The 20,703-nt window shown below is 38.5% G+C and carries 18 protein-coding genes; 4 read left to right on the top strand and 14 right to left on the bottom strand.

All coding sequences use genetic code 11. From position 1 onward, the window contains the following. Positions 1-469 precede the first annotated feature (469 nt). Positions 470-742 (bottom strand): YbyB family protein, encoded by a 273-nt coding sequence (locus AC3WLU_RS14990; protein ID WP_268565962.1) that lies wholly within the window; start codon positions 740-742, stop codon positions 470-472. Between the two features lie 62 nt (positions 743-804). After that, positions 805-1,884 (bottom strand): nitric oxide synthase oxygenase, encoded by a 1,080-nt coding sequence (locus AC3WLU_RS14995; RefSeq protein ID WP_492597490.1) that lies wholly within the window; start codon positions 1,882-1,884, stop codon positions 805-807. 263 nt (positions 1,885-2,147) lie between these two features. On the opposite strand from AC3WLU_RS14995, the gene catR reads away from it, so the two are divergent. Beyond that, positions 2,148-2,471 (top strand): catDE operon transcriptional regulator CatR, encoded by a 324-nt coding sequence (gene catR, locus AC3WLU_RS15000; RefSeq protein ID WP_057277432.1) that lies wholly within the window; start codon positions 2,148-2,150, stop codon positions 2,469-2,471. A gap of 139 nt (positions 2,472-2,610) precedes the next feature. After that, positions 2,611-3,528, top strand: a complete 918-nt coding sequence (locus AC3WLU_RS15005) for an NAD(P)/FAD-dependent oxidoreductase (protein ID WP_413001526.1) — start codon at positions 2,611-2,613, stop codon at positions 3,526-3,528. A gap of 90 nt (positions 3,529-3,618) precedes the next feature. Here the strand turns inward: AC3WLU_RS15005 and AC3WLU_RS15010 are convergent, their stop codons facing one another. Further along, positions 3,619-3,765 (bottom strand): lmo0937 family membrane protein, encoded by a 147-nt coding sequence (locus tag AC3WLU_RS15010; protein WP_106027466.1) that lies wholly within the window; start codon positions 3,763-3,765, stop codon positions 3,619-3,621. A gap of 262 nt (positions 3,766-4,027) precedes the next feature. Between AC3WLU_RS15010 and AC3WLU_RS15015 the strand changes: the two genes are divergently transcribed. Together AC3WLU_RS15015 and AC3WLU_RS15020 are read left to right on the top strand one after the other, a co-directional pair. Then, a complete protein-coding gene (locus AC3WLU_RS15015; RefSeq protein ID WP_048678029.1) occupies positions 4,028-4,348 on the top strand; it encodes a YckD family protein in 321 nt (106 codons plus the stop codon). A gap of 168 nt (positions 4,349-4,516) precedes the next feature. Next, complete coding sequence (locus tag AC3WLU_RS15020; protein ID WP_268565960.1) at positions 4,517-6,490, top strand: S9 family peptidase; 1,974 nt, start codon at positions 4,517-4,519, stop codon at positions 6,488-6,490. A gap of 43 nt (positions 6,491-6,533) precedes the next feature. Here AC3WLU_RS15020 and AC3WLU_RS15025 read toward each other — a convergent pair whose 3' ends face one another. The 11 genes from AC3WLU_RS15025 to AC3WLU_RS15075 form a co-directional block, all read right to left on the bottom strand. Beyond that, positions 6,534-6,965, bottom strand: a complete 432-nt coding sequence (locus AC3WLU_RS15025) for a CBS domain-containing protein (protein ID WP_492597491.1) — start codon at positions 6,963-6,965, stop codon at positions 6,534-6,536. An 80-nt stretch (positions 6,966-7,045) separates the two neighbouring features. Further along, on the bottom strand, positions 7,046-7,882 hold the full coding sequence (locus AC3WLU_RS15030) for an MBL fold metallo-hydrolase (RefSeq protein ID WP_492597492.1): 837 nt from the start codon (positions 7,880-7,882) through the stop codon (positions 7,046-7,048). Between the two features lie 752 nt (positions 7,883-8,634). Beyond that, positions 8,635-9,615, bottom strand: a complete 981-nt coding sequence (locus AC3WLU_RS15035) for an ABC transporter permease (RefSeq protein ID WP_034307282.1) — start codon at positions 9,613-9,615, stop codon at positions 8,635-8,637. Beyond that, positions 9,608-10,519: an ABC transporter ATP-binding protein gene (locus tag AC3WLU_RS15040; RefSeq protein WP_098865268.1), complete on the bottom strand. Its 912-nt coding sequence runs from the start codon at positions 10,517-10,519 to the stop codon at positions 9,608-9,610. Before AC3WLU_RS15040 ends, AC3WLU_RS15035 begins: the two co-directional genes overlap by 8 nt. Further along, positions 10,516-11,310, bottom strand: a complete 795-nt coding sequence (locus tag AC3WLU_RS15045; protein ID WP_063576019.1) for an SGNH/GDSL hydrolase family protein — start codon at positions 11,308-11,310, stop codon at positions 10,516-10,518. Before AC3WLU_RS15045 ends, AC3WLU_RS15040 begins: the two co-directional genes overlap by 4 nt. Positions 11,311-11,785: 475 nt before the next feature. After that, entirely contained in the window at positions 11,786-13,033 is a 1,248-nt protein-coding gene (locus tag AC3WLU_RS15050; RefSeq protein WP_427524709.1) for an MFS transporter, read from the bottom strand. A gap of 117 nt (positions 13,034-13,150) precedes the next feature. After that, positions 13,151-15,178, bottom strand: coding sequence for a PAS domain S-box protein (locus tag AC3WLU_RS15055; protein WP_492597493.1), 2,028 nt, complete (start codon positions 15,176-15,178; stop codon positions 13,151-13,153). Positions 15,179-15,550: 372 nt separating this feature from the next. Then, positions 15,551-16,060 carry an NAD-dependent epimerase/dehydratase family protein gene (locus AC3WLU_RS15060; protein ID WP_492597500.1) on the bottom strand — a complete coding sequence of 170 codons (510 nt, stop codon included), beginning with the start codon at positions 16,058-16,060 and terminating at the stop codon, positions 15,551-15,553. A 1,854-nt stretch (positions 16,061-17,914) separates the two neighbouring features. Then, a complete protein-coding gene (locus tag AC3WLU_RS15065; RefSeq protein ID WP_492597494.1) occupies positions 17,915-18,997 on the bottom strand; it encodes a glycosyltransferase family 4 protein in 1,083 nt (360 codons plus the stop codon). Positions 18,998-19,045: 48 nt separating this feature from the next. Continuing rightward, positions 19,046-19,837, bottom strand: a complete 792-nt coding sequence (locus tag AC3WLU_RS15070; protein ID WP_492597495.1) for an FkbM family methyltransferase — start codon at positions 19,835-19,837, stop codon at positions 19,046-19,048. A gap of 535 nt (positions 19,838-20,372) precedes the next feature. Further along, positions 20,373-20,603, bottom strand: coding sequence for a UDP-N-acetylglucosamine 2-epimerase (locus tag AC3WLU_RS15075; protein ID WP_492597496.1), 231 nt, complete (start codon positions 20,601-20,603; stop codon positions 20,373-20,375). Between the last annotated feature and the right edge of the window lie 100 nt (positions 20,604-20,703).

Raw genomic sequence — 20,703 nt, forward strand, 5'->3', positions numbered from 1 at the left:
GATTTCGTAATCATCTGACTTTTATCAATTGATAAATAAAATGCCACTACAAAAAAAAACGCCTGGGTAGCCCCAAGCGATAGTTAGTAAACAAAAAGGGTTCGGCAAACGTAACTGATGTTCCTAAACCACCTGATTCAAAACACACCTTCAACTCCTCGGGTATGGTTACAATTTTCAGATGTTGATTTCCACTCCAGTTTGTTTAAAATTATGGTTATCATTCATTTTTTTTACTTTTTATATGGATGAAACCCTCATTAGATTGAAGAAATTTGCGACACTCCTGCCGAAGTACTGGCTAGCAGACACCACAGGCGATTGCTTTGAAACGGCTTGGCAGACAGTCTTGCGGAAAAGGTGCGGATTTCTGAAATCAAAAGAACTTTTTAATTAAAAAACTGCAGACAAACTGAACAAGTTTGTCTGCAGTCTGACGCTTGGGTACTCCCAAGCGATTCTGATTGCTTTATCCATGCTTTGCATTATTATAATAGTGAACACCGTACATGGCGCCTTCGTCCACCATTTTATTGTCATCATGATCATATGGATCAGGGTGACCCGCCTTTTCAATTACAGGATCCAGCTCTGAAGCCGTCCTATTCCAAAAGCCTACCGTTTTTGCTTTTGCATTTGACCACATGTCCTTCACTTTTCCTCTGTTCGTTTTATTCGATAAAAATGAGACTCCGGCAACTCCGACTCCTAGTAATATCGCGTTTCTTCCTAATGCCATCATTACCTTCCCCCTTATTTATTTGGCTTACTGTATATATACCCGCCGCCAGTTCATGTAAACCTTTATTTATATGGAGGAATTTGATAAAAGAAATTAGGTTTCATTATTTCATTGTTATATGGCTGATGGAAAACATGGGTCGTGGCTGGTGACACCGGTGGAATTAACCAGGTCCAATCCCCCGTTACTTTCCGGTCATATGAGGCTTCTTTTTCTTCGAATTTCTTGAATTGCTTAGCTGCTGTATGGTGATCAACAATGCTGACTCCGTGTTTTTTATACGAATGAAGGACTGCTTCATTCAGTTCGATAAGGGCTCGATCTTTCCATAAACTCGAATCACGTTTAATATCCAGGCCCATCCTCTCACCGATTGCCGGCAGCATATTGTAGCGTTCTTCATCAGCAAGATTCCTAGCACCGATTTCCGTTCCCATGTACCACCCATTAAATGGTGCAGCTGAATAAGTAATACCGCCAATTTCCAGCCTCATACCAGATATGATTGGAACTGCGTACCATTTTAGTTTAAGATCTTCGAACCATGTCAGTTCAGGGTGGGTGATTTGAACCTCTTTAACGAGGCTTTCAGGTATATCATGAAAACTAGCGGTTTTTCCGTTCACTTGGACTACAAGGGGTAAAATATCGAAAGGTCCGAATTTCCCTTCCCACCCTAATGCCATACATCGCTTGGTGAATTCGATTGAACTTGAATCGCCGATTACACCATGTTCCGTCTCATACCCTGCATAACGAATAAGTTGATGATTCCAAATATCCACTTTTCGATCATGATCTTTCTGTTTGAAAATTGTAATCACAGGTCTGATATTCCCATTATTCGTAGCATATTCGATATGCTCTAAGAGGGCCGATACCATTTGTTCTTCGCTTTGAATCATTCTTTTATCAATCACCCTTAGTGATTCCCAAAAAAAGCGCCCAATGCAACGATTGCTATTCCGCCAAGCTAATTTAGCACCATAAACCAATTCTTCATATGTATGTTCATATCTGCCTGTTTCATTAATTTCCTTTTTAATTTGTTCGATCCTGCCATTTATGTCCTCTTCCGTTTTCAATAATTCCGGATAACTTGTCCTGATAAAGGATACGGCCTCTTGCAGTAACTCACTCATCTTTCCCACGGATCCTTCCATTTGCAAAACTTTGACTTCAATATTAAAATAACATATTTTACATGGTATCTCTAAACAACACATTTTTAAAAGCACGCTTTTTTTAAAAATGTGGCAAATCCGAGGCGGAATCCTTTTCATGATACTTAAAGTAAGCTCATGAATTTCTTATACTATAACATCTCTAGTAACTAAATAATTTTCGGTAAAGTTGTTACATATGAGGTAAATGCATTATAATATATTAATAATGAGGTGATATGATGAATAATACGACACTTTGTCCACGATTTGAAAAAGGAATGCAAATCTTGAGTAAACGCTGGACTGGATTGATTGTCAATCAATTACTTAATGGCCCTCAAAGGTTTTGTAATATTGAATCTGCATTCCCGATAAGCGGCAGGATTCTTTCTGAACGTTTAAAGGACTTGGAAATTGAAGGTATTGTTAAAAGGGACGTATATCCAGAGACACCGGTCAGGATTGAATATTCTTTAACTGATAAAGGCAAGGCCCTTGCACCGGTTATGAACGAAATTCAAAATTGGGCACAAGAATGGCTCGACCCAATACAGAATCAATGATATAGGCTAAAGATAAGGGAGGAAGATCTGCCAGATGCGGACTTCCTCCTTTTTTTTGTTTAAGCTCCAGCGACTAGTGGTATATTTTTTACAGATAGAATAACACTAGGTTTATTCCAAATTTATGGGCGGTGAATTCATGAAACAAGCAGATTGCATTATTATTGGTGGAGGTATAGCCGGGATTCAGGCAGCCATCCAGCTAGGAAGATATAAACATGATATTATCGTCATTGATTCTGCTCAAGGCCGCTCCTCCATTGCCAAGGCATACCATAACATTCTTGGGTGGCCAGACGGGGTAAGCGGGAAACAATTAAGGACCCTTGGCAGGCAGCACGCTGAAAAATTCGGTGTCGAATTCATGGATGATACAGTGACATCTCTAGAAAAAAAGCAGGACAAGTTTTTTATCCAAACTAAAAATGACAGGGAATATCAAGCAAAAATGATTTTTCTTGGTACTGGCATTACCGATAACATTCCTCCAATCAAAAACATCTATTCAACTCTTGGGACATCCACATATATATGCCCTGACTGTGATGGGTATGAAATCATGGATAAGCAAACCGTTGTTCTTGGTGGCGGAAATACGGGTGCAGGCATGGCGCTTACTCTATTATATTGGTCAAAAGATATCATTTACGTAAACCATTTGAAATCTAAAATTGATGATGAGTATAGAGATAAGTTAACGGCAAATCACATTCCCGTAATTGAAGAGGAAGTTTGTGAGGTTCATGTCGATGCCAATCAGGAGTTAACGGGCATAGAATTAGTATCTGGTAAAATTGTCAGAGCTGAAAAGGCATTTACGGCGTTTAAAGGGAACAAGCTTAATAATGGCCTAGCCTTACAATTAGGTGTGCAGGTCAATGAAAACAATCATGTCGTGGTTCATCCCCGGACTAAAGAAACGAATATTAAAGGAGTTTGGGCAGGCGGCGACCTCGTTGCCCATTCCGAACAAGTCACCATTTCCATGGGAGATGGCACCCAGTCAGCGATATGGATTCATAAGAGGCTGTTAGGCCATCCACTTCCTTATGATTGACAGTTTCCAGAATTAAAAGGCGCCCTGTTCACCAGGCCGCCTTTTACATTGGTATTTAAAGCTTTTCCAGGTCAGTCATTCAATACACCTCTACATTCGATTCCTTCCCTTAAAAACCTTAACCAAAATGAGAATGACCGCGATGATAAGCAAGATATGTATAAAGCCTGCAGCCACTTTGAAGACTAAACCAAGAACCCATAATAATATTATTACACCAATAATCGTCCAAATCATGATAATCCCCCTTTCTTCCCTTTTAAAGGACTTTTTATTAATAAGAATTCCACTTACATTTAAAATACCCATATCTTTCTCTTACAAACCTCCCCCTTATTTTTTACATAAAACTGTAAATGCTGTAAATGATAATAAAGAAATAAGGAATCTTCCATATTGATTATCATTCACCATTAGGAAGAGACTTTCAGATTTTTAAAGGTTCTACAGTTCTTCATTTAGGCAGAAAAAATCATTAGAAAGAAGGAGTCGTTCATTCATGAAAAAGTTTTTCGTCATCTGTTTAACAGCTTGTTCCCTATTCTTAGTCAACCTTAATCATCCGGCTGCACAGGAAAATAAAGCAAAGACTGAAAGTGTACAATTCACTGATGCTCAAAAATCGGAAATCGCTAAGATCCAAAAACAAATACTTGCTGACAAAAAGATATTGATCGAAAAATATGTTGAGTATGGCGCGCTTTCGAAAGAAGAAGCCGATAAAATGGTTTCACATTTTGAAAAACATTATAAAATGATGGAAGAACATAATTTCCAAATACCGCCGCACCGTCCGCATACAGGACATATGCATAAGTAATTGTAAGTTTTTGCCGATATATCCAGATAATCCGACCTGATAAAAAGGCCGGATTATTTTCATTTCTTTCGTACTTGATAAATAAACATGACGCGTTTACCATTTACTAAAGGATTTTATTTCTCTTTAGCGAAATACATAACTATGAGAAATGAAAGGGTGAAAAGGATGAACAAAATAGGTATAACAGCAAGAGACTTATTTCACTTGAAATCAGTAACCGATCCAAAGCTATCACCGGATGGCAGCATGGCGGTTTATGTCCAAACCAGAATAGATGAAAAAACGGAAAAATACATTTCCAATCTGTTTATGTTCAGCCTGATTACGAATGAAACAAAGCAATGGACGTTTGGGGATAATCGTGATACATCACCAGCCTGGTCCCCCGACGGCAAGCATATCGCCTTTATATCAGATAGATCAGGAAAAAAACAAGTCCACATTATAGGGAGCATTGGCGGGGAAGCTCGCCAGCTCACCCATTTTGTCAACGGCGCATCAAAGCCAATTTGGTCCCCTTGTTCCACCAAGTTACTGCTTTCTACCGGGTTAAAGGAAGGCGAAAACCTTAATACGGTAAATGAAAATGATCTATCCAAAGAAGTTAATAGGTATGACCGGATCAAGTACAAATGGGATGGGAGAGGCTATTTTGATCAGTTATATCAGCAGCTTGTAATAGCGGACATTTTTAAGGGAGAATTCACATTGCTGACGGAAAACAATATTGATCATCTTCCGAATGCGTGGTCTCCAGACGGACAACGTATTGCATTCATAAGCGGAGATGCAGAAAGAAGTGATGATGAACTTTTTTCAGATATTTTCATCATGGATCTTGATACGAAATCTTTAGAAAAAATTACGGATAGTACAGGTTTCTTTAGAGATCCTAAATGGTCTCCAAATGGCGAATATCTATCTTTCATAGGCCATAATAAAGAATTTGCCGGTGCGACCTTTTCAAATATCTGGTTATATTCCATCATGGACCAAACGACTAAGTGTTTGACCGACGGATGGGACGTGCAAATTGGAGATTCCGCAATAGGGGATTTCCAAATCGGAGCCGTCGACCCAGGTATTTTGTGGACAAACGATAGCCAAGGTTTTTACTTTTTAATAAGTGATTATGGTAATACCGGAGTATATTATGGTTCCATTGAAGGAGCCATGTATCCATCAATCCTTGACCCGCAGCATATATACGGCCTGACTATAGATCCCGAAAGCCACCGTGCTGTCGTGGCCATCAGTACACCTGTTCATCCTGGCGATCTCTTTGCTTATAACCTTACCAATGGTGATAAGGAACAAATCAGTTTTGTTAATGAGGAGTTTTTGAAGGATAAACATTTGTCCATGGCTGAACCCATTACTTTTCCATCAGTCGATGGGCTTACCATTCACGGCTGGATCATGAGACCGAACGGTTTTAATGGTAGTCAAAAATATCCGCTCATTTTAGAAATCCATGGCGGACCGCATATGATGTATGCTAATACCTATGTTCATGAATTCCAGACCTTGGCTAATGAAGGGTATACTGTATTGTTCACTAACCCGCGAGGGAGTGTAGGATATGGCCAGGACTTTGTAAACGCCTGCCGTGGCGACTATGGAGGCATGGATTATAAGGACTTAATGGCTGGAGTCGATCACGTTCTAGCTACGTATGATTTTATAGACGATGAAGAGTTAGGGGTATCCGGAGGAAGTTATGGAGGATTCATGGTAAATTGGATCATCGGACATACCAACCGCTTCAAGGCGGCTGTTTCTCAGCGTTGTATCAGTAACTGGCTAAGTTTTTATGGGGTCAGCGACATTGGCTATTATTTTACAGAGTGGGAAGTTGGCGGCGATATCATTAACTCTGCTGAAAAACTATGGCAGCACTCTCCATTAAAATATGTTTCCACTGTGGATACGCCTTTACTTTTACTTCACGGAGAAAAGGACTTCCGCTGTCCCATTGAACAGAGCGAGCAATTTTTTGTCGCTTTAAAACGGCAAAATAAAGAAGCCATACTTGTTTCATTCCCAAATGAAACTCATGAGGTATCGCGAAGCGGATCTCCAAAAATGCGCCTGCAACATGTTGAGGAAATCAAGGGCTGGTTCAATAAGTATCTTTAAAAACCAAAACTCTGTTAGCAATAAGCTAACAGAGTTTTGGCTTTTAGTGCTGAATTTGATCTCTGTCTTCGGAAATTGAACTTAAAGCATCTCCAGCCATTGAATTTGTCTGTTGGTGTACAGCAAGATCACCTAATGCCACGACACCGATCAGCTTTTCATTCTCAATGATAGGGAGCCTTCTGATTTGTTCGGTAGCCATTAACTCCTCAGCTTCCACCACCGACATATCAGGCGTACCTGTTACAAGATTGGTGGAGATGACATCAGTAATTCTAGTCGAATTTGGCTTTTTCTCGGCAACACAGCGAATGACGATATCCCTGTCTGTAATGACACCGATTAAATGGTTATTCTCCAATACAGGAATGACACCAACATCACCATTCTTCATTTTGACTGCTGCTTCATATATATTATCCTCCGCAGTGCAACAGTCAACGTCTGTTGTCATGATATCTCTTAAATTAGTCACGGAAATCCCTCCATTTTTCATAAGTTGCTTGTTTATTTTTGACTTTTGTAGAGAAATTATTCATTAAACACGGTCACCCTTCAATCCACATATTTCCCATGATCCGGTTTAGCTAATGAATCGAATTCCTTTGCAAGCTTCGCTAAACCCATTTCCAGTTCTTTCCCTTCAACAGGATACCCGTGCCCCGTTATGGCAACAGCAGGCTTCAGACTTTCCAATAGACGTACCGATTCTTTGGCAGCCTCCCAATCGGTTGTTAAATACCGCGGCGGTCCTGCTATTTCTTTCTCCTGAGTGATAACCTTGTATAGGGAATCTTGCCTGACATTCACAAAAGCATCTCCAGCAATCAAACTCCGGTCACTTTCACGGAAAAGTGAAATATGTCCTTTAGAATGGCCTGGGGTGTGAACCCATTTCCAATCACGAAGCCCGGGAACACTATGATCATCAGGCAATGGCTGAACTTTTTCATCAAGGTTGATTCCCTCATTCGGAAATATCGATGAGATTTTGGCGACCATCCCCCCTTCAACAGTTGGATCCGGTTCGGGATAATTTTCCTGTCCCGTTAAATAAGGCATTTCTTTAATGTGGGCATAAACAGGAGCCTCCCAATACTCCATTAACTCAATAAGTGCACCAACGTGATCGAAATGTCCATGTGTCAAAATAATTGCAGCAGGTGGTTTTTGCGGTCCGTATATTTCTTCAGCAGTATTCTTTATTACCTCTGCTGAAAGTGGCATCCCTGCATCTATCAATACCCATTTATCATCCTTGGGTGACCCTACAAAAATTACATTAACGATTTGGACGGACAGACAATATATATCCTCATTTATAATCTGTACATCTCCACTGGAAACTGAAGTCATTGGCATGAATTTTTCATTCAAATGATTATCATCCATTTATAATCCTCCTATTTTGAACATACTTTTTTATAAAGGATACCCTGTACGGGAAAATAAAAAACAACCTATAATTTTTATAGGCTGTTCAGACTGCAGGCAAATTCGAAAGCGAGCCTACAATTTCTTTTAAAAAGGTGGAGTTGATTTCAGAAATCCGCTCCCTTTCCGCCGACTTTCTGCCAAGCCTCCTCGACGCAAGCGTCTGTGGTGTCTCGGCTAGCCAGTTATTCGGCTGGAGTGTCGCAATTTTCTTCCATCCAATGAGGATTACAGGTGAAAAACTTAAAGGATAAACTAGACTTACATATAAGTTGGGATGAGACCAGCCTTCAGTTTTTTCTAGAAAACATTCTGGCTGATTTCAGAAATCCGCTCCCTTTCCGCCGACTTTCTGCCAAGCCTCCTCACCGCAAGCGGCTGTGGGGTCTCGGCTAGCCAGTTTCTCGGCTGGAGTGTCGCAATTTTCTTCCATCCAATGAGGGTTACAGGTGAAAAACTTAAAGGATAAACTAGTCCTAAACATAATTCGGTGTGAGATCAGCTACAGTTTTTTCTAGAAAACATTCCAGCTGATTTCGGATTCCGCTCCCTTTCCGCCGACTGTTTGCCAATCGTCTCGCCGTAAGCATCTTTGGACTGACTAGACAGTTAAACAATTCTTTTTTTAAAAATCATGGTTCAGGGCGCAGCACTTCCGAATTAATTATATCAACAAACAGAAACAACTTATAATTTATATAGGCTGTTTCTCAGTATACATCCCTCCGGGTAAATACTGTAAAAGATACAATTAAAGCAAGCGCCCACCAAACGAGCAGAGTAATGACGGAGGATAATAAAGTCATCCCTTCTATTGGCGGAGCCGTTCCGCTAATATAAGCGGTCAATTTCAAATTCACCATAAAGAAATATTTCGCTGATTCCCATGATGAAACCATATTGTTCAATATAGCCCCGGAAATCAATGCAGCCAGCATGATACCCATGCCTGCAGGGGTGCTTCTCACCAGTACCGAAAGCATGAAAGAAAGGGTCCCTACAACAACCGCCACCAGCCAGACAAGTCCCAAATCCATCAATAGGAATTTCCATTGTTCCACTAGCCTTACTTGACTGACATCCACGTCAGCCCCCTTCAATTCAAATCCGGTTATTACAGGGGCTCCCCAACCTTGATATCCGAAAACGATACCCGATAATAGGTAAGACAATAAGGCTGTCACCGCCACGATAATCGACACCGATAATAATAATGTTACATATTTGCTCAATAAGATTTTCCAGCGCTCCACTGGCCGTGTTAGTAAAAGCTTGATTGTCCCTTGACTATTTTCGGAAGAAACCATATCACTAGCCACAATCATGATTAACAGCGGAATGAACAAATCGATTGCATTTTCCAAAAACATGCGTGTAAAAGTGGCTGCGCCTGGTTCTGAGGGATTGATATCATGATCGAGATAATATTGCTGCTGCTTCAGACTAACTTGCAGCTGTTCACGCCATTCATCGAGCATCCTATTGGAGCCCAATCGATTTTGAGTATCAATGATTTGCTGCTGAAGAGCTGCACGCCAATCATCAGTTCCCAACTTCTCCCGCTGCTCTTCCACTTGTTTGTATTGGGCATATGTAAACATCAGGACTAAAATTCCAACGATGAGACCGATTATGATTAACCGTTTCTTTGCCAGCAACTTCATCATTTCATTTTGGACCAAGTTATTCAATGCCCGCACCTCCCCCCGTAACTTGCAAAAACAATTCTTCCAATCCCGGGAGCTTTCGATTCATTTCATGCACCCTTACGCCTGCTTGGTTAAGAGCAGCATTCCATTCAGGTGTCTTGAGTTCATCATAGGCTGTAATGATATATTTTTGATCTAAGGTAATTTCGGTGAAGCTGCTAAGTATTTCCGCGCCCTTTTGAATAGGTTCCACCCGCCAAAATATCCGCTCCTGCGTGGATAATAAGCTCTCCACTGTATCCGTTTTAATAATTTCCCCACCTTTAATGATTGCGACTCGGTCACAAAGTTGCTGGATTTCACCTAACAAGTGTGAGGAAACCAGAACGCTCATACCATCTTCTTCAGCCAACTTTCTGATGAATTGCCGCATTTCACGGATTCCGGCAGGATCTAGCCCGTTAGTCGGTTCATCCAAAATCAATAGTTTAGGGCTATTCAGCATGGCCTGCGCGATTCCTAAACGCTGTCTCATTCCTAATGAATAAGTCTTCACTTTATCGTGAATTCTCGCTTGCAAACCGACGAGTTCAACAACCTCGTCCATTCTTGTTTCATCAACATCAGGTAACATTCTTGCAAAGTGGAGCAAATTATCCCACCCGCTCAAAAATGGATATAACTCTGGATTTTCAACGATGCAGCCCATTTGCTTCATAGCCTTTGTAAAGTCCTGACGAACATCATACCCGCATATATGGATGGAACCCGAGGTTGGCTTAATCAAACCGACCAACATGCGGATCGTCGTCGTCTTGCCTGCTCCATTCGGTCCTAAAAAGCCGAAAACTTCCCCTTCATTCAGCTCAAAATCAATTCCTTTAATAATTTCCCTTTTGCCAATCCTTTTTTTCAAGTCCCTGACGGACAATGTCACCTGTTTCATCGTTCCACATCCTCCCATTTTATTAAAGGAGCAACTCTATCAGCAATTAAACGATATCCCTTCTTATTAGGGTGAAATTTATCTGAATACAAATACTCATTTACCGACAATTGAAATAAATCAAAAGTTGGAACGAAAATGGCATTTTCATAAAGAGCCACGACTTCCGCCGTTTCATTATTCCAGTCCCGTACAATGCGGTTCGTATCAAAGTCTTCATCCAAATCTATAAACGGATTATACAGCCCAAGCAACAAAATGGTAGCTGTATCATTGACTTTATTGATATCTTTAAAAATTTCATGTAAATTTCCCAAGAAATTCTTTTGGGATACCGTAATAGCTTCACGATCATATTCAAGCAGGGTCCTGCCTTTTTGAAATAAATCGTTACCCCCGATTGTAACTAAAATAACATCAGCAGCCTGGATTTGGCGCTTCACTTCCGGTTGTCTAACTTGCTGTACCAATTCTTTAGACACTTGTCCATTAATTCCCAGGTTATGAATGATTGGTTTTCTATTGTACTCACTCTTTAAATCTTCAATAACAAGTCCAACGTAACCTTTCCCTGTTTCATCACCTGTGCCGCGGGTCAATGAATCGCCTATTGCAACTACCGTAAAATCATCGGGAAAATCATTTTTTTTAATGGCGGTTTCTTCAATCACTTCCTTATCGGAAGTTCCCTTTCCATAATGGTCCAAAATCGCCCATCCAAGACAAAATAAAAAAAACAGGCCGATAAAAGCTGATGCGATGGTAATGGCCAACACTTTTGGTTTGCTCAAAAACACTCACCCTTCCATTCATTCTCTATCTTCCATTAAATCATATTATTTCCAAAAATAAAAAACTGATTGTTTTGGTTAAAATTCCCAATACATAAAAGATATCTTTTATAAACTTACCGCGGAATGGGATTACAAAAGGGGTTCTCTCTAAATTTTAAACAAAGTTGATTGGAACATTCGAGACTTCTGAGGAAAAAGCGTGTCCAAGGTAGACCTGGCAGGCTAAAGAACAGCGGAAAGCGAGTGCCTTTCATTCCAATCAACGTGTAAATTATACAAACCCTTATAAAATTGGAGACAAATACATTTTCACCGAGTTTGTCTACTGAGGAATTTTACTGAACCCCTGCGCCCTTTCAAAGTATGTTCATTCTGCTTGATCATTTAGCCTACGTTCTCTAAAATTTGTAAATAGAATAGAGAAAGACCTCTTCACCATGATAGGCAAAGAGGTCCCTCGCTTTATTTTCCTTCATTTTTCTATTATACCTATGGGTCTCCCCATAACTTTTAATTTTTTTTCATACCACATGAGCCATATTGTAAGCAGCATTCCGATCAGCGTGAGTAAACCATAAAATAAATAGACCGCATATATTCCTGATTTATCCAAGATTATTCCGCCGCTAAAGGTACTGAACCAGTTACCCAATCCATTGCCTATGGCGGAATAAAGCGTTATTGCCGTTACTGTTATACGTACAGGGACAACTTCCCTGATATATTGTAAAGCTGCAGGAATGAATAAGCCAAGTGAAAACCCTTGAATGATCGAAGACACATATACGGTAGCCAAACTTGGTTCGGTGAAGTATAAAACCCAGCGGACCAATGAGGCCGTTCCAGCCAATAAGGTAATTGGCAGCAGGCCTATCTTATGAATCCATGTACCTGCGATTCTCATAAAGGGGATTTCCGATAATACAGCTAAAAGGAACGCAATGCCAATTCCTGTATATGTCCCTCCCCTTGCCTCTACAAACAAACCGTAGTATACGTTATTTGCAAGATTAGGACCAAAAAGCAAGAACGTTATAGCAAGAAAGATAAGAAATCGTTTCATCGTGATCAATTCTTTCATTCCACCGAAAAGCTTCACCTTTTCCCCAGGCGGCTCTTCGGGCAAACGAAGAGCCAGACTAGCCGCGATCAAAAGGCCGAAGAAAAAAGCATAAAATATCACGGAAGGACCCATGAAGGATTCAGATAATTTTCCCATTACAAAAACGGCCACACCGTAACCAAGTGATCCGAATAAACGGATTTTCCCATAATTCGATTTGATTTTCGTTGTATATTGAAGGGTGATGCTATCTGAAACTGGTATTATCGCACTTTGAAAAATAGCCAATGCGACAGCAACGGACACTATAAGTAAATAGTGATCGAACAGCAAGTAACCTAAACCGAATACACCAGCAAGCAACGATGTCATTGCCAGTATTTTTGCCGGTCTCCCGCTCCAATCACATACAATCCCCCACAAAGGTTGAAAAACGATCATCACTATCGGTCCAACGGACATGATCGTACCTATTTCAATACCTGACAAACCTGCCTCATTGGCTAAATAAACGCTTAAAAGCGGTGTTAAACTTCCTACTGCAAAAAATGAAAAAAGGTAAAACACCTTCAAGCTAATGATATTGACTTGCTTTTGTTTTTCCAAATCCAGTTCCCCCATGCAGACATCTTCTACAATGTGTTGATATTTTTTCATTGCTCCCATTAGGCTAAATAGGGAGCACAATTTTAAAGACTGTACCTTTATTGACCTCACTCTCGACAAAGACATTACCCAAATGGCTTTCTATGATTTTAAAGCTGATCATTAATCCTAACCCATACCAGATTTTTTCGTTGTGAAAAATGGTTCTCCCAGTCTCTTAATCTGCTCTGGCGGAATCCCAATTCCTGTGTCGGTAATGGATATTTGCACTTTATCCTCTTTAATTTCAGTCATGACTTTTATGAACCCACCGTCAGGCATAGCTTCCATACCATTTTTAATGAAGTTCAATATGACTTGTTTTAATCGATTCTCATCACAACGAACGAAGATCTCTTCGTCATTACAATCCGAAAACAGCGTGATGTTCTTCTTCCTGGCTTCAAATTCCGTCAAAGATACAACATTTTGAATGATTGGCACGAGATTCTTCATCTCCAAAGTCAAGGCCTGTGGTTTGGCCAATTGTAGGAACTCTTCAACTATCTCATTCACACGATTGATTTCTTCCATGATTATTTCCAGATATTCTTGCTTATTTTCGTCCGTTTCATCCAATTGCAAAAATTCCGTATACCCTTTCATGGAGGTCAAGGGATTGCGTATTTCATGTGCCACTCCAGCAGCAAGCTGACCGACAGCAGCTAATTTATCCTGCCGATGGAGCATCTCTTCCGATTGTTTACGCTCGGTTATGTCATATCTAATTGTTAAATACTGAAATGGCTTTCCTTCTTCGCTGAAAAATGGAACAATTGTTGTATCGACCCAATAAAAACTGCCATCTTTCGTCTTGTTTCTAATTTCACCTTTCCAAACTTTGCATTCACGGACGGTCTTCCACATTTTTTCAAAGAATTCCTTTGAGTGGTATCCAGAATTAACGATCTTATGGGTCTGGCCTATCAATTCACCTCTCCCATAACCAGAAACCTCCGAGAACTTTTCATTCACTTCGATAATGATTCCTTTATCATCGGTAATCGCCACAATCAAGGACTGGTTGATTGCATAATGCATATCTTCCAGTTCTTTAATTGACTCCTTTAAAGCATTTTCTGCTTTTTTACGACTGGAAATATCCGAACGGATGGAAATATATTGATATGGTTTACCCTTTTTCATAAAAGGAACGATAGTTGTATCCACCCAATATACATTACCATCTTTAGCCCGATTGCATATTTCACCATGCCATGTTTTCCCTTTGCTGATCGTTAGCCATAAGTCAGTGAAAAATTCTTTCGGATGATGACCAGAATTGATTATGGAATGATTTTTCCCTATTAGTTCATGTTTTTCATATTGTGATATTTCCAGGAATTTTTCGTTTACATATGTAATGATCCCATTTGCATCCGTGATGGCGACGATCGCCGATTGATCTAAAGCATAACGGATATCGCTTACAGTATTATCACTTTTTGCTAACCGCCGGCCCACGATCGTACTTGAAGCTATCAAGCTGGCAAGGATGAATAATGAAACGAAGCATGTAAGATAAAGCATAAATGGAGTGAGTGGAACAAATTCACCCGCTTCATTTTTCGCGTTCATCGGTAACACCCTTATAAAAAGATAATAGCCTTCAATGATTGCCCCACTCATCAAAAGAGTACTGACTGGTTTTAGCGAGGATTGACTTAATTTTTTAAAATGAAATAAGATGGCAAGTGCTGCTACAAATAAAATAAAGATGCTGAAAAGCGTACTGAAGACCGATAATGGGTTAAAGTTCAAAGAGTGGTTTAATGAAGATGTTCCCATTATATAATTGGATAATATGGCCATCGTAAACATGAAACCGCAAAAAACGATTTGCAGTACTTGTGTTTTATACGAAATGGCCAATAACCCAACCCCTGCGAGAGCGATGGCTAATGCTAACGAAAAAATTATTGTAGAAAAGTTGTTTGCTGCCATTCCTGAATTATCGAGGGTGAATATGACAACAAAATTAAGCGTCCAAATAGCCACTCCCATAGAGCAGCTGCTCCCTATATACACAAGGCGTTTATATCTCTTTATCGTCAGTAATGTTGTCAGTAAATCCAACGCCGTATAACAAGCCATTATTATCAAAAGTACTGCAATCATAAAGAGAACAGGATTTGATGCTACAATTGATTGTTCCATTTTTTTACTTGATCACCTCAAACGTTCTATTCTCCTATATTGTAAAGGAAATTCATAGTACCTCAAAGGTTTTTTATTTCCTTATTCCTATTTATTTACACATCGATTCTTTCTGTGCACCCCATATCTCAAGAAAATGCAGGTTTCTTTCATAAATTCAATAAAATTAGAAATGACTGATGTCCTGTGTGAAGTGCTCACATGAATGGTCTCTTGGTTCCCTCTGGTCACAGCAGGTATATTTGCTTGCACAACATCTTTCACTTATATAAATGCACGTGTTTGCTCACCGTCTCCATAACTACTTAAAGGCTTTCTTTCATTCTGTCTAAAATGACAGCTACTACCCCGCCTTCTCCTTTAGCTGTTTGTCTAGGTCCGTATATGTTGGCATAACGGACAATGGTGTAAGGCACTATGAAGAAAAAAATAAACGAATATAGGATTCAGCATTAATTTAGATAAACCGTAATAAGAAAGGGGAACTTCGAAGTCCTCTTCAGAAATTAGATCCTTCTGTAAATCCACATAAACAGCAGAGGTGGAGGAAAAATTCACTTTCTTAACATTAGCTTTACTACAGGCTTCAAGTACATTAATGGTTCCATTTATATTCACATTCGCATCATATTCGGGTTCAGCAACAGAACGACCTACCTCCACCTGAGCAGCCATATGGAATACAACATCTGGCTTTTCTCTCAGGATTATTTCTTTAGACTCTTTACTTCGTATTTCCTCGGTATGGAGGCCGGCAAGCGGGTGTACATAATCTAAATGTCCAGAATTTAAATTATCCAAAACATGTATCTTAGCCCCATTATGAATAAGTTCGTCGACTAGATCCAATAAAACCTGCCCTCCCGTTACAATGACCTTTATAACATTCTCCTTATCTCTTTTTGAATATCATTTGTTTGTTCATTCAAACTGGTATTAGGCTGTTTACTAGTTAATTAAAGGAAAGAGCTTAGTGATTAGAGTACCCGTTTGATAAATTCTCCATAGACCAATGCTTTAAGGCCCATTCTTGTGCATTTAAACCTAGAATTCTGTAAACTTCATCTGTATAGTAATTGACTTATGCATCTAGATAACAAGTGGGTATGTAAAGCTTAAAATATAATACACTTAACCCCGTTTTTAACTATTTCTGGTATGTCACCTGCAACAATAACGATGACAGACTTTCCCGCAAGTAGAGCTTTAATGCCAGATAATGATTGGTTTTTTATAAATACACCGAAGAAATTATGTACGTATGGCTACACATAAAAATTGCTGAATGAATTTGACGGTTCAAGAGAAGCGAAGAAAAGGATTTACTTTCTCTCCATTAATCCCTCGATTCTGATTAATAACATGTACAAAATGGTATATCCTAGTAAGTCTACCTCGTATCCTAGAGATTGAAGGTATATTATTAACTGCTGCATCTAAGTCCAAACTTTGCCTAAATGTGAAGTTTGAAAAAGTGGCAAGCATTATCTTCATCAAATTCTCCTCGTATTTTTTGTTTGAACGTTTTAAGTTATTCTTTTTAAAAGAATTCAGCTATTAAACTATTATTTAGACTTCTGTCATGATTATGAAAATGTAAATAATAAGGGTCATGTTTGGGATAGAAAAAAAATGAGGAAAGATTCATTGAAAAAAAGAGGGATTCCAAAAGTTGGTTTTGGTTCCTCTCTCTATTTTTGGATACTAGGGGACATCGACATTATATGTGAAAACTACGAGACAATAACTTTTCCAGAAACAGTCACTGGTCCTCATACGACTGATATAAAAATTAAATAAATAATGATACTTCCACAAAAATTCCAAACAATTTTTAATGTGCTGGAAACGTTCGTGAACTATTAACGGGATATGCAAAGGTTAGTGGACTTCTTGCTGGGATATTAACTATTTCAGTTTTCAAAAATACAATTCCAGCACCTATTTTTACTACTATCCGAACTTTAACTGTTCCACTTGCCGGTGATGAAAATATTGGTTTTCTCTAAAACTGATCTCCCAGTACCAGCAGATTTTGCTTCAGGACAAATTCAATATATATCACATATTTCACTATGGATTTAGCAAAATTCTGAAATAGCTTTATTCGTTTCATACCAATATTCTGCTAAATATCGGACGTCTCCCTCTGGAAATCACCTGTCCTAATTAATCATTTCCAGGATTTGTTTAACAAAGCAATCCCAGCATATGACTATTTCCGTATCCTCTTTTTCAGGCCAGTAACATTTCGGTTTAGTATTCTTTTCAAACTGGCCGCTACACTGGCAAACCACGGTAAATCCAAATAAATCTAGCATCCGGAAACAGCGCGTATACAGAGGTTGTTCCCCAAATGAGGATTTTTATTAAAGAAGAAGGCCTTGTTTATATTTTTACTCCCTTTGTTTTTTTCATTTCGGTGAAAAATCACATGTAAGCCGGGCTCTTTGCTCTGGCTTTACTTCCATTTCCTTTAAGCAGGGCATTTCCCATCTAACGTTTTTGATGAGGCCATCGGTACTTTCCCTTCAGACGACCATACCCCTCTCAGCTCAAAGGGACAATGAATAATGTATGGATGTCTGCCAATCAATTCAGCCAGAATCGTTTACCGCTACCCGTACATCCTACTATGAAAGTGGGCTTTTTAAGCTTCTCCAGCATAATCGTTCCTTCACTAAAAAAAGGTTTTCTCTATAAATATTTGCTTTCCTGGTGGAATTAAACGGCATTTTACCCTTGAAAGTTAATACCCAGTGAATTCAGCATGCTGATAAATTGAGTACTATATTGCTCAGGAGTAAAAAGAGTTGTCACATGTTTTGTGCCTTGAGTTCGAATAGATTCCCTTAATTGATGATTTGCCATAAGATCTATCCCTTCATTCATCGCCTGGGAAGTATTTCCAAGTGAATAAAATTTCCCTGTCTGATTATGGATGATGGAGCTACTTACTCCATCGGAATCCGAAGATAGAACTGGACAACGGCAGCTCATCGCTTCAACAATTGCATAGCCAAAACCTTCTACCTTAGAAGTAGAACAAAGAAAACCACCTGAATCGCCAATCATTGAAAAATAGTCAGCCATGCGTTCGTTTGGCACATTTGAAAAGATGGTAAGGTTATTTTGCAGATTTAATTGTTTTGTTAATCGATTAAATTCATCTCTTTCTGTAGGTGACGACAACGTATGGTCCTCAAACATATATAATTTTATATCAGCATTATAGACTTTGATAAGCTGATGGCCAATTTGTAAAAATTCTCTCCAGTTTTTATTGTCTTCTATTCGTCCAGTCCATGCTATAATCGGTGAATCTACTTTTGGTAACGCTCTATATAAAAATCGGCTTGTATCAAAGCAATTATGGAAGATAAATTTTGGAAATGAAGGATAAAATTCATTCAGCAAGCTAATTATGTGTGGGGTTATTGAACTTAAAATCCCATTACTATACCCAGTGACATAAGGGATCGCATTCGCTAATTCTGACCTGGCAATATGTTTGGGGCCAAATCCTTGAATTTCCCAAATAATATTTCCCTGATATCCTAAAGATCTAAATTTTGGAAGTGAATTATAATCCGAAGTAATGATGATCGCACTATAATTACCTTTATTTATAATTGTTTTTATTTCATTATCGTCATTTGTAATAAACGTAGGGGCATCATGATTATTGACTAACTCTCTTACTTTTTGATAATAAAGAAAGTGACAGTTAATGTTTTTCTTTTTGAGAGCAGAGCTTCTTTGTCGATTTAAAGTCTCGACTCCCCCACTTGAAACATAATATACAAAAAGTATATTCATATTCTACCTCCATTCATCTTTCATTAGAATGGTACCCTGAATTTATAATTACCATTTTTCATCACTAAATAAATACATACCAAAATCATTTAAATTTAATAAGTGATCTTTAGAAACTAGATTTCCATGAATATCGTAAATAAATTTGTAGAAATCCAAGTTTTCAACTAAGCGTTCTGTCAAGGATAATCGGCTGGAATGATAAGAATCAAACTTTGTTTTTATTTTAATGCTAGTTTGTAAAGCTAGAGCTTCCTGTAAAAACGGTGGATGTATAGACAAAAATAAAGTTGGTCTAATTCTTTTTAAATATTCATTAAGAGCAGGTATTAAGAAGTATTCACCGGCTTCGATATCCATTTTTATAAAATTAATATCCGTGAAATTATATTTTAAGACTAGATCTTCTATGGTTAATGCTGTGACTGTATGATATTCATCTGAACTCGTTGGAATAATGCTTGATGAAGAGTCACCCATTTCTATTCTTTTAAATAGTTTGATATTGTCACTTTTATCATCCAAAGCCTCACTGATACAGGTTACATTCGAAGATATGCCGGGATTTAATTGAATATTCTTTAAAAGTTCCTTATAAGCAATTGGGTCAGGTTCTATAGCATAAACATGTTTAGCTCTATTTACACCATATAATACTGTGGGCCCTATCCATGCACCTATATCAAGATAGGAATATTGATTATTAAGAAATCTATCAAAAATATCGAACGTATCCAGTTCCCATTTATGGAAATTATTCCAAAACTCTTGAAAAAAAGGTGTGTCATGAACTTGAAAATTAACACCTCTAAGATGAATATTTTTATGAGATAAACTCATTTCAAACCCCCTTTCCGTGTATTTAATTTTTAATATTAATCCCAATCTAAGAAAAAACGCAAATCAAAAATAAGATCATTCCTTGACTACGATAAAAATGAAGAATATCTTTTATAGAAGTTTCAATATGGAATAGCTGCTTTCCAGCCTAAGTTTATAAGTTTTTCAGGCAAACAACATTTTTCCTATACGGTGCAACTTTCCGTTAAGACACTCAGAACATTTTTCTCAAGATTGACAAAGTCAAAAAAACAATGTTCATGAAACTCAACTAATGGATGGGTTTCTATACTTGGAATGCGGTCGATTCGTGATTTCGTACCGGGATGGATACTGCAAAATAATCGTTTTTTATAAATCTCAAACTAAATTTAAACTTTTTATTATTTCTAAACGTCGATCTTTATGATCCGCATTTTCTGCCCGATGAATCGTTAAAAGAAAGTAGTCATTCTTCTTCAATTCAAGCTTTGTTGTTATATCACTTTTCTCAATTTTATCTTTGTAATGTTCTAACACCTCATAAAAGGGGTTGCTAGGACAGAATAATCAGAATTTTTGGAATCCCCTCTTTTCCCAAATTCTCTTTACTTTGAAGGAGTACAGGGTAAATTGAAACTAGAAATCTCATCAATAACACGTCGTTTTTTTCTTCATGTACCTCAAGGTCAAAACAGCGGTTTCCAGCTTCCATATGAATAACAGGAATCCCCATTTTTTCAGGTAGGATAGCATCCAAACCACTATTTGTATCCCCGAGAACCAATATCTTATCGGGCTATTCCTTTAAAAAATCGTTTCTTAGTTCTTATACATGACAGAAAACCGCTGTCCTAGCGTCCGCTAATAGCTGGAAGAATACCCCA

This window comes from Peribacillus sp. FW305-BF15 (assembly GCF_058783805.1).